Raw genomic sequence first — 15,032 nt, 5'->3', positions numbered from 1 at the left:
CATGAGCGTTTAAAGTCTTAAAGACTTTGTTCCGAAGAACTTGGCAATTAACCTTCAAACGCCCACGCTTATCGGCTGTAAATTTTTAACGAACTCTTTACTCAACATCTTTTGCCGAGTAACTCGCTTTGCTGTGATCAGCGCAGCCTTAGATTATGCCATCGTTTTTTCACACCGGTCAACCATGGAGTGAAAAAAGTTTTCGGTATGCATCGTTGCCCACCGCGCCCCAAGTTCAGTGCCCCTCCGTATCGGCCAAGCGACCGAAAGGCGCACGTAATCAGGAGGCAGGCCGATTCAGCTCTATCGACATACCGTACAACGCCAGCATGCCGAGCGCGTGCCCAATCGCGACGCCCGGCTGACCCGATTCAATCCGTGCGATCGTCTGCACATGCACACCCAAACGAGCCGCGGCCACTGCCTGCGCTTCGCCGGACCTGATGCGTCCATCCTTCGCTGCGACCCCTATGTTCTTTATCGCCATGAGAGCGTCGTCGCTTATATCAACCGAGATTCGCTTGCCTTGAGCCATCGCCACATTGTCCCAGCATGCCGCAACCGTGCACTGAGAGGCAGTCGACGCGAAGCTCGCGTTCGCAAACCATGCTTTCTCTCGCGATGAGCCCTCTGACAACTGTCCGCTGGCGCGCGCTCGTCGGATGGCTATGGCCACATCACTGACCGGCCGATTTGGTGGAAGCTGCGCGGCATAATCGCATCGCAGCTGTCCGTAGCTCAGTTGGATAGAGCACCGACCTTCTAAGTCGGTTGTCGCAGGTTCGATCCCTGCCGGGCAGGCCATGCGGCACAGCGAGCAGCCGCTCCTGTTGTTGCCGTCACGGCTCACGACCAGAGAGCGACACCGTAGCGCGCTCACACTGCACGCACGCAACGTGGCAGTCCGACCGTCTCGCGGCCGCAAACGAATATGTTCGCGATATTTTTTGCAGAGCCGAGCGCTGCCCATCATGTTCGAAGGCTCCTCTCAGAAATCTCATGAAACATGCGATTCATCGACAGCCGTTCGGTCAAATCATGAACTTCCAGAACTACGTTTCGCCGATCGTTCGCGTCATACCCGGGCAGTACGCGGGCTTGCCGTCGCAGTTCGAAGGCCCGACCCGCGTCGCACGATCTGGCTCGCATCGAGCCGATCGAACGCACTGTGAGAGTCTTGCCCCGTTTGGCCTGCGGAGATCGATCTTCATGGGAACCCCCTCAAGTCTTTTTCGGCACAGCCGATATAGATAGTGGTTTCTCCATGGATCTCCTAACCAAAGATCTTTGAGCCCGCGTTGAGCGGGCTCTTTTTTTGGTCAACGCCGAAGCGACGCGGTCCGGCCAGTCGGGTCATGGCGTCGCGACGCCAGCGCGCTGTGCATCGAGGCGAGGTCAAGCGTTACGGTGGCGGACTCGCGGGCCCCGACGGGCTCCAGGAAGCGCAACCTGTAGTCACCAATCACCACGGTGTCGCCATGCTCGAGTCGGCAGCAGACCACTCGCTCGTCGTTGACGAAGGTGCCGTTGCTGCTGCCCAAGTCGCGCACCCACACTGAACTCCCTTCTTTGATCAGCACTGCGTGACGACGGCTCACACGGTTCGAGTCGATGACAACGACGTTGTCGGCATCGCGGCCCAATGTTGTTTTACCGGCGCGCAGCGATACCTGCTTGATGAGGCCGCGGTCGGACATGACGATCATTCGGGGCATGAAGACTCCTCAGGTTTTAATGCTTTGAAATGTAGGCGGCGATTCATCGAGTCAAACGACGAATAAGGCCCGATATTCACACCCAATTGCAATGAACCCAACTCCTGTTCTTCTCCGAAGCATGCATGCCCAGCCGTTGTTGGCGTCGTGCCTTCTGTTGACCGCGCTTATCGCCGGCTGCAGCGTGCCCGTCACAGGCGTCATCCGGCTCTACGACGGGTTGCTGAAGGCGCCAACTCAGCAAGAGGCCGAAGCCTTCTGCGCCAAAGACGGTGCGCCGTTTCGATTGGTCAAGCCCGAAGACGCCGCGCTGGACGCGCAGCAAGGCGTGCTGTTTCGCTGCGACTGAGCAGCGATCTGTCGGCCACGCGCCAGTCGATACCGACCCACAACGACGCATATTCCTACCCCCGCACCTTCACCAAACAGCAGCATGCAAATTCTCAAATCGGAAGGAGCAACCATGCCGAAGGGTGACAAGTCGTCGCATGCGAACAAGCAAAGGCGCCAAGCTGAACAGATCGAACAGGGCTAGGAAGATCGTAGTGAGCGAAACGCGCAGAAGCATTGATGGCAAAGATGGTCTGCACGGAACGTCCGGCTGCCCGCTCTGGTTGAATGCACGAGCGCGGCAAAGGCCCGCTCCACGTTCGACCCCGGAACCCGTATGCAAGTACAAGAAGCAGTCACCAGCCGCCGATCCATTCGCGCTTTTCTTCCCACCCCGGTGGCAGGCGAAGTCATTCGACGCGTAATCGAAATGGCGGGGCGATCGCCTTCCGGCGGAAATATCCAGCCGTGGCATATCGACATTCTGGCCGGCGAGCCGCTGGCCGAACTCAAAGCGACGATGCAGCGACGGCTGCTGGCGGAACATACGCAGACAGAACGGGTGTCCGACGCTGAAGCCCCGGCCTACGAGGTCTATCCGAAGTCGCTGCCTTCACCGTGGCGTGAAAGGCGCTTCGGCATCGGCGAAGCAATGTACGCCCGCCTGGGCATTCCGCGCGATGACAAGCCGGCGCGGCTGCGCTGGTTCGCCAACAACTTCGCTTTCTTCGGTGCGCCGATGGCGCTCTTTTGCTCGGTCGATCGTTTGATGGGACCACCGCAGTGGTCGGATCTGGGGATGTACCTGCAGACCGTGATGCTGCTTCTGCGAGAAGAAGGGCTCGATAGCTGCGCGCAAGAAGCCTGGTCGCTCTATCCGAAAACCGTGGGGCGCGCTTTGAACCTCCCCGCTGAGCGCATGCTATTCACCGGTATGGCGATCGGTTGGCGGGACTCGGCGCACCCTGTCAACGAGTTGGTAGCCGACCGCGCACCGCTGGACGAGTGGGCGCGATTCATCGGCGTGTGATGCTGGCAAGGTCCCACCTGAAGTCCTAGTAGCCTAGATGCCTATGAACGTCGGCGCCCGTCGCTCGATATTGGCCCGCACGGCTTCGCTCTGGTTCGCACTGCCGATCAGCGCCTTCTGCTCGACCGATTCGGCGAGCAGCATCTCGGCCGCGCTGTGGCTCAGTGACGCATTCAGCAGCCGCTTACCGGCGCGGATCGCATGCGGACTTTTGGCGGCGATGTCGTGGGCCATTTGCAGTGCATCGGCCAAAGGCTCCGCCGATAGACGCGTTGCAAAGCCGATTTTCAGCGCCTCTTCGCCACTGAAAATGCGGCCGGTGAACGTGAGCTCGCGCACCACGTCGGTCCGCGCCAGTTCGCGCATGAGCACCATTCCGGCCATGTCGGGCACCAGACCCCATTTGATTTCCATGACCGACATCTTCGTGTCGGGTGCGACGATGCGGATGTCGGCGCCCAGTGCCACCTGCAGTCCACCGCCGAAAGCAACGCCGTGTACCGCAGCGATGACAGGTATGGGTACATCGCGCCAGGTCATCGCCACCTGCTGCGCCGCATTCGAAAGCCCGTGCGTGCGCACCAGCAGATCGGCACCAGCGGCGCCCTCACCCAGCACGTTGACGCTGCCCTGGTCCATGCGCTCGAACGACTGCATGTCGAGCCCGGCACAAAAGGCCTTGCCGCGGCCGGAGATCACGACCGCGCGCGCCTCGGTGTCCTTGCGCAACCGTTCTCCAGCGTCGATGAGCGCGTCAAACATCGCGGAATCGAGCGCGTTCATCTTGTCGGCGCGGGCCAGTTGAAGTTCGACCACGCCATCTGGGTGGCGGGTCCATTCGATGCGTTCGCTCATCACTGTCTCCTTCTTTTGCGGTTGTGACTTTGCCTCAGAGTATCGCGCCGCAGCATTCGTCGGCACGCCCGACCTCGCTCGGCGATGATGTCGGTCCATGACTTTCGACCGCCGCCAATTCCTCCAGTCCGGCGCTGCCGCCGTTGTCGCCCTTCTCGGGCAAGGCTGCGCCCTCTCCGGCACGGCTTCTTCATCCGTGCTCGGCTTCACCTCCGTGCCCGCCACGTTGCACGATGCCGTCACCGTCCCGCCCGGCTACGTCGCGCAGGTCCTCTACCCGTGGGGCTCGCCCACCGGCGTTGCCGGCGCCATGCCCGCCTTTGCAAGAGATGCATCGAACAGCGCCGCTGAACAGGCCGTGCAGGCTGGCATGCATCACGACGGCATGCACTTCTTTCCGCTGGGATCCAGTGGCGACCGCGGCTTGTTGGTGATGAACCACGAGTACACCGACGAACAGTTGCTGCACACCGACGGCGTCACACAGTGGACCGCGGAAAAAGTGCGCAAGTCGCTGCATGCGATGGGCGTGTCGGTAATCGAGATCGAGCGGCGCCCTGAAGGCTGGCGCCAAGTCCTTCCCTCGCCCTACGCCCGCCGTGTGCACGGCAATACTGCCATGCGCATTGCCGGCCCGGCAGCAGGTTCACCACGGTTGCGCACGGCAGCCAACCCGGCCGGCGACCAGGTGTTCGGAACCTTCGCAAACTGCGCGATGGGCGTCACGCCGTGGGGCACCTACCTCACCTGCGAGGAAAACTTCCACGGCTATTTCGGCGGCCCCAAGGAAGCAGCGGCGCGCATCGACGCGGCGCAGCGGCGTTACGGCATCGTCCCGGGATCGCAGTGGGCAGAGTACTGGCGCTTCGACGAGCGCTTCGACATCACGAAGCATCCGAACGAATCGAACCGCTTCGGGTGGGTCGTGGAGATCGATCCGTTCGACCCGACCGCGGCACCCGTCAAGCGCACCGCACTCGGCCGCAAGCGGCAAGAGAGCGCGACCTGCACGACGACCAAAGACGGCCGCGTGGCCGTGTACATGGGCGACGACGCACGCTTCGAATACATCTACAAGTTCGTGAGCCGCGAGAAGATCCGGCAAGGCACCGACGCTGCATCGCGCGCAGCCAACCGCACGCTGCTGGACGACGGCACGCTGTACGTGGCGCGCTATGACGATGGCGGTCGCGGCCGATGGCTGGAACTTGCGCACGGCAAGAACGGAATCGACGCCGCCGCAGGCTTCGCATCGCCTGCCGACGTGCTGGTGCATGCGCGGCTCGCCGGCGACGTGGTCGGAGGCACGAAGATGGACCGACCCGAATGGATCGCGGTGCATCCGCAGTCCGGCGAGGTCTACGTCACCTTGACCAACAACAGCCAGCGCGGTACGCCGGGCCGTCCGCCGGTCGACGCCGCCAACCCGCGCGCAGTCAACATCTTTGGCGGCATCCTGCGCTGGCGCGAAGATGGCAATGACGCTGGCGCGACGTCGTTCGACTGGGACCACTTCGCACTGGCCGGCGACCCCGCCCTGCACGATGCCGAAACGCGTTACCCGAGCAAAGAAGCCGATGCCTTCGGCTCGCCCGACGGCCTGCACTTCGACAGTGGCGGCCTGCTGTGGATCCAGACCGACATCAGTGGGCAGGACATCGGCAAGGGCGCGATGACCGCGCTCGGAAACAACCAGATGCTGTGCGCTGACGTCGCGACCGGCCGAATCAAGCGATTTTTAGTCGGGCCAAACGGCTGCGAGATCACTGGCTGTACATCGACGCCCGACCGGCGCACGCTGTTCGTGAACATCCAGCATCCGGGCGAGCGGCGCGACGACGGCACGGGCGAACCCAGCAGCGCGTGGCCCGATGGCACGGTGCCGGGAACTGTTCGGCCGCGATCTGCAACCGTGGTGGTGCAGCGCGTTGACGACGGCTTTGTGGGAACGTAGTCGGCGCGGAGCGCTGCTGGCTGCACCGGACGTGGCAGGTGTCAGGCCTTGCGAACCATGGACAGCACCGACGCGGCGTCGAGCGACTTGGCCTTGTCGCGCATCTCCGGCAAGTAACGCGTCTGCAGGCCCTGCGCCTCCTGCACGACGTCGGCGTACGCGTCTTTGAGCAGCTGCGTCGACAGCGTGCGGCCGCCGGCGTAATAGCGCTTGGCAACATGGCCGAGCGCATGGGTCGTCGCGAAGCTCATGCCCGAGCTGACCGCCTGATTCGCAGTACCGCTCCAGTGCTTGACGTGGCGGCGGCAGTGGCGGCAGTGGTGGCGATCGGTGCCGAGGCCAGTTCGTCCGCTTGCTGAGTGAATTCGGCCACCGCGCGAGCCTCCAGGCCGAGAGAGCTCGCCAGGTCGGCGAGAAAAAAGCTGCTCGGCGTTGGACTGCGCACCATCGGCATCGCACACGCACACGCACACCACCATTGCAGAAGTTCTTGCGACGTGATGTTCATTCGTCTCTTCCCCTTATTCTTCCTTGCCGCCACCAATGCCCAGCAGTGCCAACACCGAGGAGAACACGTTATAGAGGCTCAGGTAGACGCCCAGCGTGGCGGTGATGTAGTTGGTTTCGATACCGTCCTTTACGCGCTTCAGGTCATGCAGGATGAAGGCCGAAAAGATACCGATCGCCAGCACCGACAGCGTGATCATCAACGCGCTCGACTGGATGAAAAAATTGGCAATGCCCGCGACCAGCAACATGATCACGCCGATGAAGAGCCACTTGCCCATCGAAGACAGGTCACGCTTGATGACCGACGACAGCGTCGCCATGCCGAAGAAGATCGCACCCGTGCCGGCGAAGGCCGTCATGACCAGGCCTGCGCCGTTTGCCAGGCCGAGCACCGTGCCCACCAGCCGCGCCAGCATCAGGCCCATGAAGAAGGTAAACCCGAGCAGTACCGGCACGCCGGCCGCCGAGTTCTTGGTCTTTTCGATCGCGAACATGAAGCCGAACGCGCCGACCAGAAAGACGACCAGGCCGATGCCCGGCGACATCGCGCGCGCAATGCCGGTTTCGATGCCAACCCATGCGCCCAGCACCGTCGGCACCATCGATAGCGCCAGCAGCCAGTAAGTGTTGCGCAGAACCTGATTGCGTTGATTGGTCGTCGACATTCCCGCTTGCGGGGCACCGAAGACTTGAATGTTTTCGTTCATGATTTTTCCTTGGTGGTTGAACAACGCGCTCTCGATAAAGATCGCGCGATGCAGCCACTCTAGGCGCGCGAAGCATTCGGGAAAAGTCGAATTTTTGACACGATCGTTTCGCTTTTTGCTTAACATGACCGATTGATTGCCCACTTCAAAATCGCCTCGCGTCATGAACTTCAAGCATCTCCACTACTTTTGGGCCGCGGCCAAGGCGGGCGGCATCGTGCGCGCCAGCGAGCAGCTGCACATCACGCCGCAAACGCTGTCGGGCCAAATCAAGCTGCTCGAAGAGCGGCTGGGCTGCCATCTGTTTCAAAAGAGCGGGCGCGGCGTCGAACTTACGCCTGAGGGGCACACCGCCCTGAGCTATGCCGACCAGATTTTTTCGCTCGGCGCCGAGCTGGAAAGCGCACTTGGCAATCGCGGCGAGAGCGGCCGGACGCTCAACTTCCGCGTGGGCATTGCCGATGCCGTACCCAAGTCGATCGCCTACCGCTTGCTGGAGCCGGCGCTCGCCATTCCGGAGCAGGTCCGCCTCATCTGCCACGAAGGCAACTTCCGCGATTTGCTCGGTCAGCTGTCGGTGCAGCGCCTCGACCTGGTAATTGCTGACGAAGCCATGGGCAAGCAAACAAGCGTCAAAGCTTTCAACCACACGCTGGGCACCACGGCGATGAGTTTCTTCGCATCGGGCGACCTCAAACGATCTCTCAAAGGAAAGTTCCCGCAGTGCATGGACGGTGCACCGATGCTGATCCAGGGCGCCTCGTCGGCGGTGCGGCAACGGCTGGACTTATGGCTGGCAGAGCACGGCTTGCGACCACGCCTCATCGGCGAGTTCGACGACGCGGCGCTGCTCAAAGCCTTCGGCGGCGAAGGCCGCGGCGTCTTCATGACACCGACCGTGCTCGAAGACGAAACCTGTGCACAGTACGGCGTCGAAGTGATCGGTCGCGCCGCGGAGCTGATCGAAGAGTTCTTTGCCATCTCGGTCGAGCGGCGCATCACGCATCCGTGCGTGGTGGCGATCACCAAGGCGGCACGGGTGAAGTTCTCGCGGAATTGAATACACGAAGGCTGAACAAGGTTCGCGCACGATCCTTGCAAGATGTCGAGCCTGATGATGATGAAAACCAAATTCGACCTTGTCGTGCGCAACGCGCGCGTCGTGACCGCCGCAGACACCTTCGACTGCGACATCGGCATTCATGCCGGACGCATCGTTCAACTGGGCGCCGACCTTGGACCTGCCGCGCGCGAGATCGACGCGGCAGGCCGCACTGTGACGCCCGGCGGTGTCGATGCGCACTGCCATCTCGACCAACCGATGCCGCCGCCGATGCGCAATGCCGACGGCTTCGATTCAGGCACACGCTCCGCGGCTTGCGGCGGCACCACCACCGTCATACCTTTCGCAGCGCAGCACAAGGGTCAATCGCTGCGCGCCGCCGTAGAAGACTATCGGGCACGCGCGGCAGGCAAGGCACACATCGACTATGCCTTCCACCTGATCGTCAGCGACCCGACGCCGACGGTGCTGAAAGAAGAGTTGCCCGAACTCATCCGCGAAGGCTTCACCTCGTTCAAGATCTACATGACCTACGACGACATGAAGCTCGACGACGGCCAGATCCTCGATGTGCTCGATGTTGCGCGCCAGCAGGGTGCGATGGCAATGATTCATGCCGAAAACGCCGACTGTATCGAATGGCTGACCAAGCGACTCGAAGCCGCCGGCCGCACGGCACCGCGCTTCCATGCGCACTCGCGACCCATGCTGGTCGAGCGCGAGGCCACGCACCGGGCCATCGCGCTGGCCGAGCTGGTCGACGTGCCGATCCTGATCGTGCATGTGTCGGGGCGCGAGGCGGTAGAGCAGATTCGCTGGGCGCGTGCGCATGGGCTCAACGTGTTCGCCGAGACCTGTCCACAGTACCTGTTCCTCACTGCCGAAGACCTTGGTATCGACGACAGCTACAAGGGCGCCAAGTGCGTCTGCAGCCCGCCGCCACGCGACAAGGCCAACCAGCAGGTGATCTGGGACGGGCTGAACGATGGGCTCTTCACGGTGTTCTCGTCAGACCATGCGCCCTTCAAGTACGACGCGCCGGAAGGCAAGAAGCCGAACGGCGAAGAGGTCGCGTTCCGCCACATCCCCAATGGCATTCCGGGGCTGGAAACACGCATGGCGCTGCTGTGGTCCGAAGGGGTTTTGGCCGGCCGCATGACCGCCAATCGCTTCGTCGAACTCACCGCCACCGGGCCGGCCAAGGCCTACGGCCTGCACCCACGCAAAGGCACGATCGCCATCGGCGCCGATGCCGATCTGGTGATCTGGGACGAGCGCGAGTTCACGCTGACCAACGCCCAACTGCATCATGAAGTCGACTACACGCCCTACGAAGGCATGCGCCTGAAGGCATGGCCCGGCATGACCTTAAGCCGTGGCGAGGTGGTGTGGGACGGCACCGAATTTCATCCGCGGCCGGGTCGTGGGGAGTTGCTGGTTTGCGGTGAGCCGACCTTGATGCCGAAGAGGCGGTAGCGCAGCAATCAGCTTCGTACGACTAAAGGCCTGCATTCGGCGCCGTTCGGCGGGGTGGCACGCCAATCGCTAAGGGAGAGGGCACGGCACCAAAGTCGTGCGCTCAACCTGAACATGTCACGACCCGACGACCCCTTCGATACCGCTCTGTTGCGCGTCTTCAGCATCCTGATGACGGAGCGGAGCATCGCGCGCACTGCCACGCGGCTCAACCAGTCTCAGCCGGCTGTCAACGCCTCGCTAAAGCGGCTGCGGGAGATCTTCGGCGACCCCCTGCTCACGCGCGACCATCAACTGCTGGTGCCGACCGAGCGCGCACTGCAACTGGAGTCTTCTGTGCGGATAGTGCTGGGCGAGCTCGATGCGTTGCTGGCGCCAGGCGACGCGTTCGACCCGGCTACCACGCAACAAACTTTCCGCATCGGCACGCCCGACTATCTGGCGCCACCGCTGATGGCCGCGGTGGTCAACTACCTGCGAACGACAGCCCCTGGCGCACGCCTCATCCTTCAGCCGCTCGGTGCCGAGTACGACTTCGACACCGCACTGGCCGAAGGCGAACTCGACGTCGTCATCGGCAACTGGCCGCAGCCACCGGAGCACCTGCGCACCACCCTGTTGCTCGAAGACGAGATCGTCTGCCTTATCGATCGCGACCACCCCGCCGCTGGCGACTTCAGTCTGGCCGACTATCTGCAGGGCGCGCACGTGCTGCCGCTGCTCTACAGCACCACGCAACGCGGCGTGGTCGAGACGTATCTTGCGTCGCAAGGCATGACGCGCACGCCGACCGTGACCGTCCCCTACTTCGCAATGGCGCCGCATCTGCTGCCCGGCACCGACTTGATTTTCACGACCAGCCGGCATTTCGCGCAGCACTTCGCGGCCATCCTGCCGCTGGTGGTGGTGCCGTCGCCCATCGACTTTCCGCCGATGCGCTTCTATCAGCTGTGGCATGGGCGCACGCAGCACGCACCGGGTCAGATCTGGTTCCGGTCGCTGCTGTCGGCAGTGGTGCGCACCGCCAGCGCGACCCGGCATTTGCGGACATCGCCCCAGCCGCCTCTTCCGCCGCTTCCGCCGCTTCCGGACCCGCAAGCAGCGGTTCGCGGCTGAGCGTGCCTGCGGGTTCGACTGCATGCCTCCATCGTCATCGGTCGCCGGTGCCCTGCCTGGACCTCGTCCGCTCCCGATCGTCTCGCTTCAGCGCGAGATAGGTCTCGATATCGACCTCGTGCAACTGGCGCGCATAGCGTTCAGCGCCGTTGTACCAGTGATGCAGCCGCCGCTCGAACTGCTGGCCCGGCGGCGCTGCGCGCTCGGCCAGATAAGCATCGAGCGTGAGGAAGTAGCGCATGGCGTTGCGCTCGACCAGGCCGCGCGTGCCGCGAATGTATTCGGGCTCAGACCCTGAGCCTTTGCCGACGATCGTGAAGCCGACCTTGTCACTGCCGAAGGTCGCCAAATAGGCCTGCGTGGCCAGGCGCGCCATCATGTTGTGGTCGTAGCTGTAGCTGAAATGCACGAATGTCTTGTGCTCGTCGATGGCCACGGCCTCGAGCGAGACGCGATAGTTGCTGGTGCCCAGAGGCCCGCTCGGCGCCGACATATCGACCTCGAGATGGTCGGCCTCCGAATGAACGACGCGGTAGGCGAACGGCAGCTCGAAGGCGCTTTCGGGCGCCTGGTCGTAGGCACGCACCACGCTCAACGTGAGCGTCCGGGCGCCGGCCGTGGCCCCGGTCGTTTCGCCGGTCGTCTTGCAGCGCCGATTGTTGATGTGCAGCAGCAGCAACTCACACCAGTGCGACGCGCTTTTCAGTGTTGCGCTCACGTCGGCGATCGGGTGATCGACCACCGCGTAGACGTCGCCCTTCAGCCCGTCCGCTGTCTCCGCCGAGTCAAGCTGCAGCGGTCGACCGAAAGCGTTGTGCGCGAGCTTCTCGCTCATGCGCTGGTAGGTCGCGAGCAAGGGAGGGGACCCCGTCTGCGCGGCTTCAGTCGATGTCGATGCCGATGCCGAAGCCGAGGTCGAAGGCGGCACCCATTCGGTCGGCGCCGCCGCAAGGCAAACCGTCATGCCCGCCGCCGTGCCGACCGCACAAGCCGCGATCCAGGCGTTGCAAATGCGGCGCGACAGGCTCATGCCCCAACCATACAACGTCGGCCGGTTCGATGCTCGGCCACACCGGGGCTCGAAAGAGGGAGAATTCCGGGCCACTTCCACCAGCGCCACAAATTCAATGAACCGACAAGGCACGCTCGTTCGATGGGAGAAAGACCGGCGCTTTGGCTTCATTCGATGCCCCGACATTTCTGCCGACGTCTTCGTGCACCTGCGCGATTTCCACGACCGCGGAGTGAACCCGGTGGTCGGCATGTCGTTGGTCTTCGAAGAGATTCACGTCGGCGGCAAGGGCCCTCGCGCCGTAGCGGTTAGAGCCGTCGGTGCGGCTGCCGTCCGCGCACACGGGGCGCACGACTTGGCGCCAAGGCATCCCGCTCGTCCGACCTCCCGTGCCCGCCCCGCTTCGCCTGCAACGCGCGGAAACCGTACCGGTAGCGGCCAGCGTCGCGGTGGCTCGGGATCGACTTCCTCTGCGCTGCCCGGCGCTGTGTTGATGGTCTGCTACGTGGCTTTGCTGGGCTTCGGCGTCTGGGCCGGACGCGTTCCACTCATCGCGGTCGGCGTGCTTGTGCTCATCAGCCTCTTCACATTTTTCGTTTACGGGTTCGACAAGAGTGCCGCGGAAAACGGACGATGGCGCACCGCCGAAAGCACGCTCCACCTGCTGGCATTGCTCGGCGGATGGCCGGGTGCCTGGTGTGCCCAGCGGCTGTTCCATCACAAGTCCCGCAAGACGAGTTTCATGGTCGGGTACTGGACCACAGTGGTGGCCCATTTCGCCGCGGCAACCGCATGGATCGTTCGGCTGCCGGCCGGGTGGCCCGTGCTCTGAACACTGCGCGTGAGCGCAGGGTGTGACTGGTCCGGTCAGCGCGGCCGGCGAATGCCGCGCGCCGATCGCGGCACCAGCGCGGAGCCGTTGTCGCGCGGCGGCAGGCCGGTGTGCTGCGTCAGCATGCGGCCGGGTGCCGGCTTGACGGCCAGCTTCACCGGTGCGGTGTTCTGCGTGCTCGTCGGCGCCGCACTCGAATTTTTCTTGCGCGCACTGGTGTAGCTGCCGTCGGTCAATGGCTGCCAAGTCGGGATCAGGTGGTGCTTGCCATTGCCGATGAGGTCAGCGCGGCCCATCGACTTCAGCGCCTCGCGCAGCAGCGGCCAGTTGTTGGCATCGTGGTAGCGCAAGAAGGCCTTGTGCAGCCGGCGTCGCTTGTCGCCACGCACGATGTCGACCGTTTCACTGTCACGCGTGATCTTGCGCAGCGGGTTGCGGTTGCTGTGGTACATCGCGGTCGCAGTGGCCATCGGCGAAGGATAGAAGGTCTGCACCTGGTCGGCCCTGAAGCCGTTCTTCTTCAGCCAGATCGCGAGGTTCATCATGTCCTCGTCGCTGGTGCCGGGGTGCGCTGCGATGAAGTACGGGATGAGGTATTGCTTCTTGCCCACCTCCGCCGAGAACTTCTCGAACATCTGCTTGAACTTGTCGTAGCTGCCGATGCCCGGCTTCATCATCTTGGTGAGCGGGCCCTGCTCGGTGTGCTCGGGCGCGATCTTCAGGTAGCCGCCGACGTGATGCTGCACCAGTTCCTTGACGTACTCCGGGCTCTGCACGGCCAGGTCGTAACGCAGGCCCGAACTGATCAGGATCTTCTTGATGCCGCGCAGCGAACGCGCGCGGCGGTAGATCTTGATGAGCGGATCGTGGTTGGTACCGAGGTTAGGGCAGATGCCGGGATACACGCAGCTCGGCTTGCGACACGCCTTCTCGATCTCGGGGCTCTTGCAGCCCAGCCGGTACATGTTGGCCGTAGGTCCGCCGAGGTCGGAGATCGTGCCGGTGAAGCCGGTGACCGAGTCGCGAATGGCCTCGACCTCCTTGATGATCGATTCTTCGGAACGGCTCTGGATGATGCGGCCCTCGTGCTCGGTGATCGAGCAGAAGGTGCACCCGCCGAAGCAGCCACGCATGATGTTCACGCTGAAGCGAATCATTTCCCACGCGGGAATCTTTGTGGCGCCATCGTGGCTGCCGGCTGCGTCGGCGTAGTTCGGATGCGGGCTGCGCGCATACGGCAGGTCGAACACGTGGTCCATCTCCGCCGTGGTCAGCGGGATCGGCGGCGGGTTGATCCACACATCGCGCGCCGTGGCGCCTTCACCGTGCGCCTGAACCAACGCACGGGCGTTGCCGGGGTTGGTTTCGAGATGCAGCACCCGATTGGCGTGGGCGTAAAGGATCGGATCGGCACGGACCTGCTCGTACGACGGCAGGCGAATCACCGAACGGTCGCGCGGCGGTACCTGGATCTTGACCCGCGCGACGAGCGCCGGGTTTGGCATGAATGTCAGCGGTCTGATGGCCGGATTGGCTTCTGCCGCTTTATTAGCTGTTTTGGCCACGGCGTCGGCTTCGTCTTCGCGCGCGCACGTGGCCCCGTTCGCCTTCGCCTGGTCCGACACCATCAAATACGGATTGACATGCGCCTCGACGCGACCCGGCTCATCGACGCTGGTCGAGTCGATCTCGAACCAGCCTTCAGGCGTCTCGCGACGAACGAAAGCGGTGCCGCGCACGTCGGTGATGTCATGCACCGGCTCCCGTGCTGCTAGGCGATGCGCGATCTCGACGATGGCGCGTTCGGCGTTGCCGTACAGCAGCAAGTCGCACTTCGAGTCTGTGACGATCGAGCGGCGCACTTTGTCCGACCAGTAGTCGTAGTGGGCGATGCGTCGCAGGCTTCCTTCGATGCCGCCGAGGATGATCGGCACGTCGTTCCAGGCTTCCTTGCAGCGCTGCGAGAAGACGATGGCCGCGCGGTCGGGACGCTTCCCGCCGATGTCGCCGGGGGTATAGGCGTCGTCGCTCCGGATCTTGCGGTCGGCGGTGTACCGATTGATCATCGAATCCATGTTGCCCGACGTCACGCCGAAGAACAGGTTTGGTTTGCCGAGCGCCTTGAACGGCTCGGCGCTTTGCCAGTCGGGCTGCGCGATGATGCCGACCCGAAAGCCCTGCGCCTCCAGCATGCGGCCGATGACCGCCATGCCGAAGCTCGGGTGGTCGACGTACGCGTCGCCGGTGACCATCACGATGTCGCAACTGTCCCAGCCTAGCGCTTCCATCTCCTTGCGCGACGTCGGCAAGAACTTGGCCGTGCCGAAGCGGGCCGCCCAGTACTTGCGGTAGCTGGTCAGCGGCTTGGCGGCGCGAGCGAAAAAGGAGACGTCGACGGGGGCGTTCATCAGGGGCAAAAAAACTGGGGGCCG

Annotated in this window: 14 protein-coding genes and 1 tRNA gene; 8 read left to right on the top strand and 7 right to left on the bottom strand. The window is 63.2% G+C overall.

The genetic code is table 11. The features are described 5' to 3' along the window. Positions 1 to 280: 280 nt before the first annotated feature. Entirely contained in the window at positions 281 to 535 is a 255-nt protein-coding gene (locus RCH10_RS24145; protein ID WP_409054384.1) for a helix-turn-helix domain-containing protein, read from the bottom strand. A gap of 192 nt (positions 536 to 727) precedes the next feature. On the opposite strand from RCH10_RS24145, the gene RCH10_RS24140 reads away from it, so the two are divergent. Then, positions 728 to 804: transfer RNA gene (locus RCH10_RS24140), tRNA-Arg, on the top strand. A 515-nt stretch (positions 805 to 1,319) separates the two neighbouring features. Here RCH10_RS24140 and RCH10_RS24135 read toward each other — a convergent pair. Further along, a complete protein-coding gene (locus tag RCH10_RS24135) occupies positions 1,320 to 1,715 on the bottom strand; it encodes an FHA domain-containing protein (RefSeq protein WP_409054383.1) in 396 nt (131 codons plus the stop codon). A 121-nt stretch (positions 1,716 to 1,836) separates the two neighbouring features. On the opposite strand from RCH10_RS24135, the gene RCH10_RS24130 reads away from it, so the two are divergent. Together RCH10_RS24130 and RCH10_RS24125 are read left to right on the top strand one after the other, a co-directional pair. Next, the gene (locus RCH10_RS24130) at positions 1,837 to 2,064 is read left to right on the top strand and encodes a hypothetical protein (protein WP_409054382.1); all 228 of its coding nucleotides are present in this window, start codon (positions 1,837 to 1,839) and stop codon (positions 2,062 to 2,064) included. Between the two features lie 318 nt (positions 2,065 to 2,382). Then, positions 2,383 to 3,075, top strand: coding sequence for a nitroreductase (locus RCH10_RS24125; protein WP_409054381.1), 693 nt, complete (start codon positions 2,383 to 2,385; stop codon positions 3,073 to 3,075). A gap of 33 nt (positions 3,076 to 3,108) precedes the next feature. Here the strand turns inward: RCH10_RS24125 and RCH10_RS24120 are convergent, their stop codons facing one another. Further along, entirely contained in the window at positions 3,109 to 3,930 is an 822-nt protein-coding gene (locus RCH10_RS24120; protein ID WP_409054380.1) for a crotonase/enoyl-CoA hydratase family protein, read from the bottom strand. A 97-nt stretch (positions 3,931 to 4,027) separates the two neighbouring features. Here RCH10_RS24120 and RCH10_RS24115 point away from each other — a divergent pair, with 97 nt between their 5' ends. After that, the gene (locus RCH10_RS24115) at positions 4,028 to 5,884 is read left to right on the top strand and encodes a PhoX family protein (protein WP_409054379.1); all 1,857 of its coding nucleotides are present in this window, start codon (positions 4,028 to 4,030) and stop codon (positions 5,882 to 5,884) included. A gap of 41 nt (positions 5,885 to 5,925) precedes the next feature. Here RCH10_RS24115 and RCH10_RS24110 read toward each other — a convergent pair whose 3' ends face one another. Together RCH10_RS24110 and RCH10_RS24105 are read right to left on the bottom strand one after the other, a co-directional pair. Continuing rightward, positions 5,926 to 6,135, bottom strand: a complete 210-nt coding sequence (locus tag RCH10_RS24110) for a hypothetical protein (protein WP_409054378.1) — start codon at positions 6,133 to 6,135, stop codon at positions 5,926 to 5,928. Between the two features lie 270 nt (positions 6,136 to 6,405). Next, positions 6,406 to 7,101 carry a Bax inhibitor-1/YccA family protein gene (locus RCH10_RS24105; RefSeq protein ID WP_323498421.1) on the bottom strand — a complete coding sequence of 232 codons (696 nt, stop codon included), beginning with the start codon at positions 7,099 to 7,101 and terminating at the stop codon, positions 6,406 to 6,408. Between the two features lie 163 nt (positions 7,102 to 7,264). Here RCH10_RS24105 and nhaR point away from each other — a divergent pair, with 163 nt between their 5' ends. The 3 genes from nhaR (at position 7,265) to RCH10_RS24090 (ending at position 10,756) form a co-directional block, all read left to right on the top strand. Then, positions 7,265 to 8,161 carry a transcriptional activator NhaR gene (gene nhaR, locus RCH10_RS24100; RefSeq protein ID WP_187051662.1) on the top strand — a complete coding sequence of 299 codons (897 nt, stop codon included), beginning with the start codon at positions 7,265 to 7,267 and terminating at the stop codon, positions 8,159 to 8,161. Positions 8,162 to 8,218: 57 nt separating this feature from the next. Then, positions 8,219 to 9,640 carry a dihydropyrimidinase gene (gene hydA / locus RCH10_RS24095; RefSeq protein ID WP_187055002.1) on the top strand — a complete coding sequence of 474 codons (1,422 nt, stop codon included), beginning with the start codon at positions 8,219 to 8,221 and terminating at the stop codon, positions 9,638 to 9,640. 114 nt (positions 9,641 to 9,754) lie between these two features. Next, positions 9,755 to 10,756: a LysR family transcriptional regulator gene (locus tag RCH10_RS24090; protein ID WP_409054377.1), complete on the top strand. Its 1,002-nt coding sequence runs from the start codon at positions 9,755 to 9,757 to the stop codon at positions 10,754 to 10,756. 34 nt (positions 10,757 to 10,790) lie between these two features. On the opposite strand, the gene RCH10_RS24085 is transcribed toward RCH10_RS24090, so the two are convergent. Next, positions 10,791 to 11,786 carry a hypothetical protein gene (locus tag RCH10_RS24085; RefSeq protein WP_409054376.1) on the bottom strand — a complete coding sequence of 332 codons (996 nt, stop codon included), beginning with the start codon at positions 11,784 to 11,786 and terminating at the stop codon, positions 10,791 to 10,793. 97 nt (positions 11,787 to 11,883) lie between these two features. On the opposite strand from RCH10_RS24085, the gene RCH10_RS24080 reads away from it, so the two are divergent. Further along, positions 11,884 to 12,600 carry a DUF1294 domain-containing protein gene (locus RCH10_RS24080; protein WP_409054375.1) on the top strand — a complete coding sequence of 239 codons (717 nt, stop codon included), beginning with the start codon at positions 11,884 to 11,886 and terminating at the stop codon, positions 12,598 to 12,600. Positions 12,601 to 12,635: 35 nt separating this feature from the next. Here RCH10_RS24080 and RCH10_RS24075 read toward each other — a convergent pair whose 3' ends face one another. Continuing rightward, positions 12,636 to 15,008: a YgiQ family radical SAM protein gene (locus RCH10_RS24075; RefSeq protein ID WP_409054374.1), complete on the bottom strand. Its 2,373-nt coding sequence runs from the start codon at positions 15,006 to 15,008 to the stop codon at positions 12,636 to 12,638. Between the last annotated feature and the right edge of the window lie 24 nt (positions 15,009 to 15,032).

The sequence above is a fragment of the Variovorax sp. GrIS 2.14 genome, from assembly GCF_046115955.1.
GTDB lineage: Bacteria > Pseudomonadota > Gammaproteobacteria > Burkholderiales > Burkholderiaceae_C > Variovorax.
The sequence above is the reverse complement of the archived record's forward strand: the minus strand, read 5'-3'. Positions and strand labels throughout refer to the sequence as shown.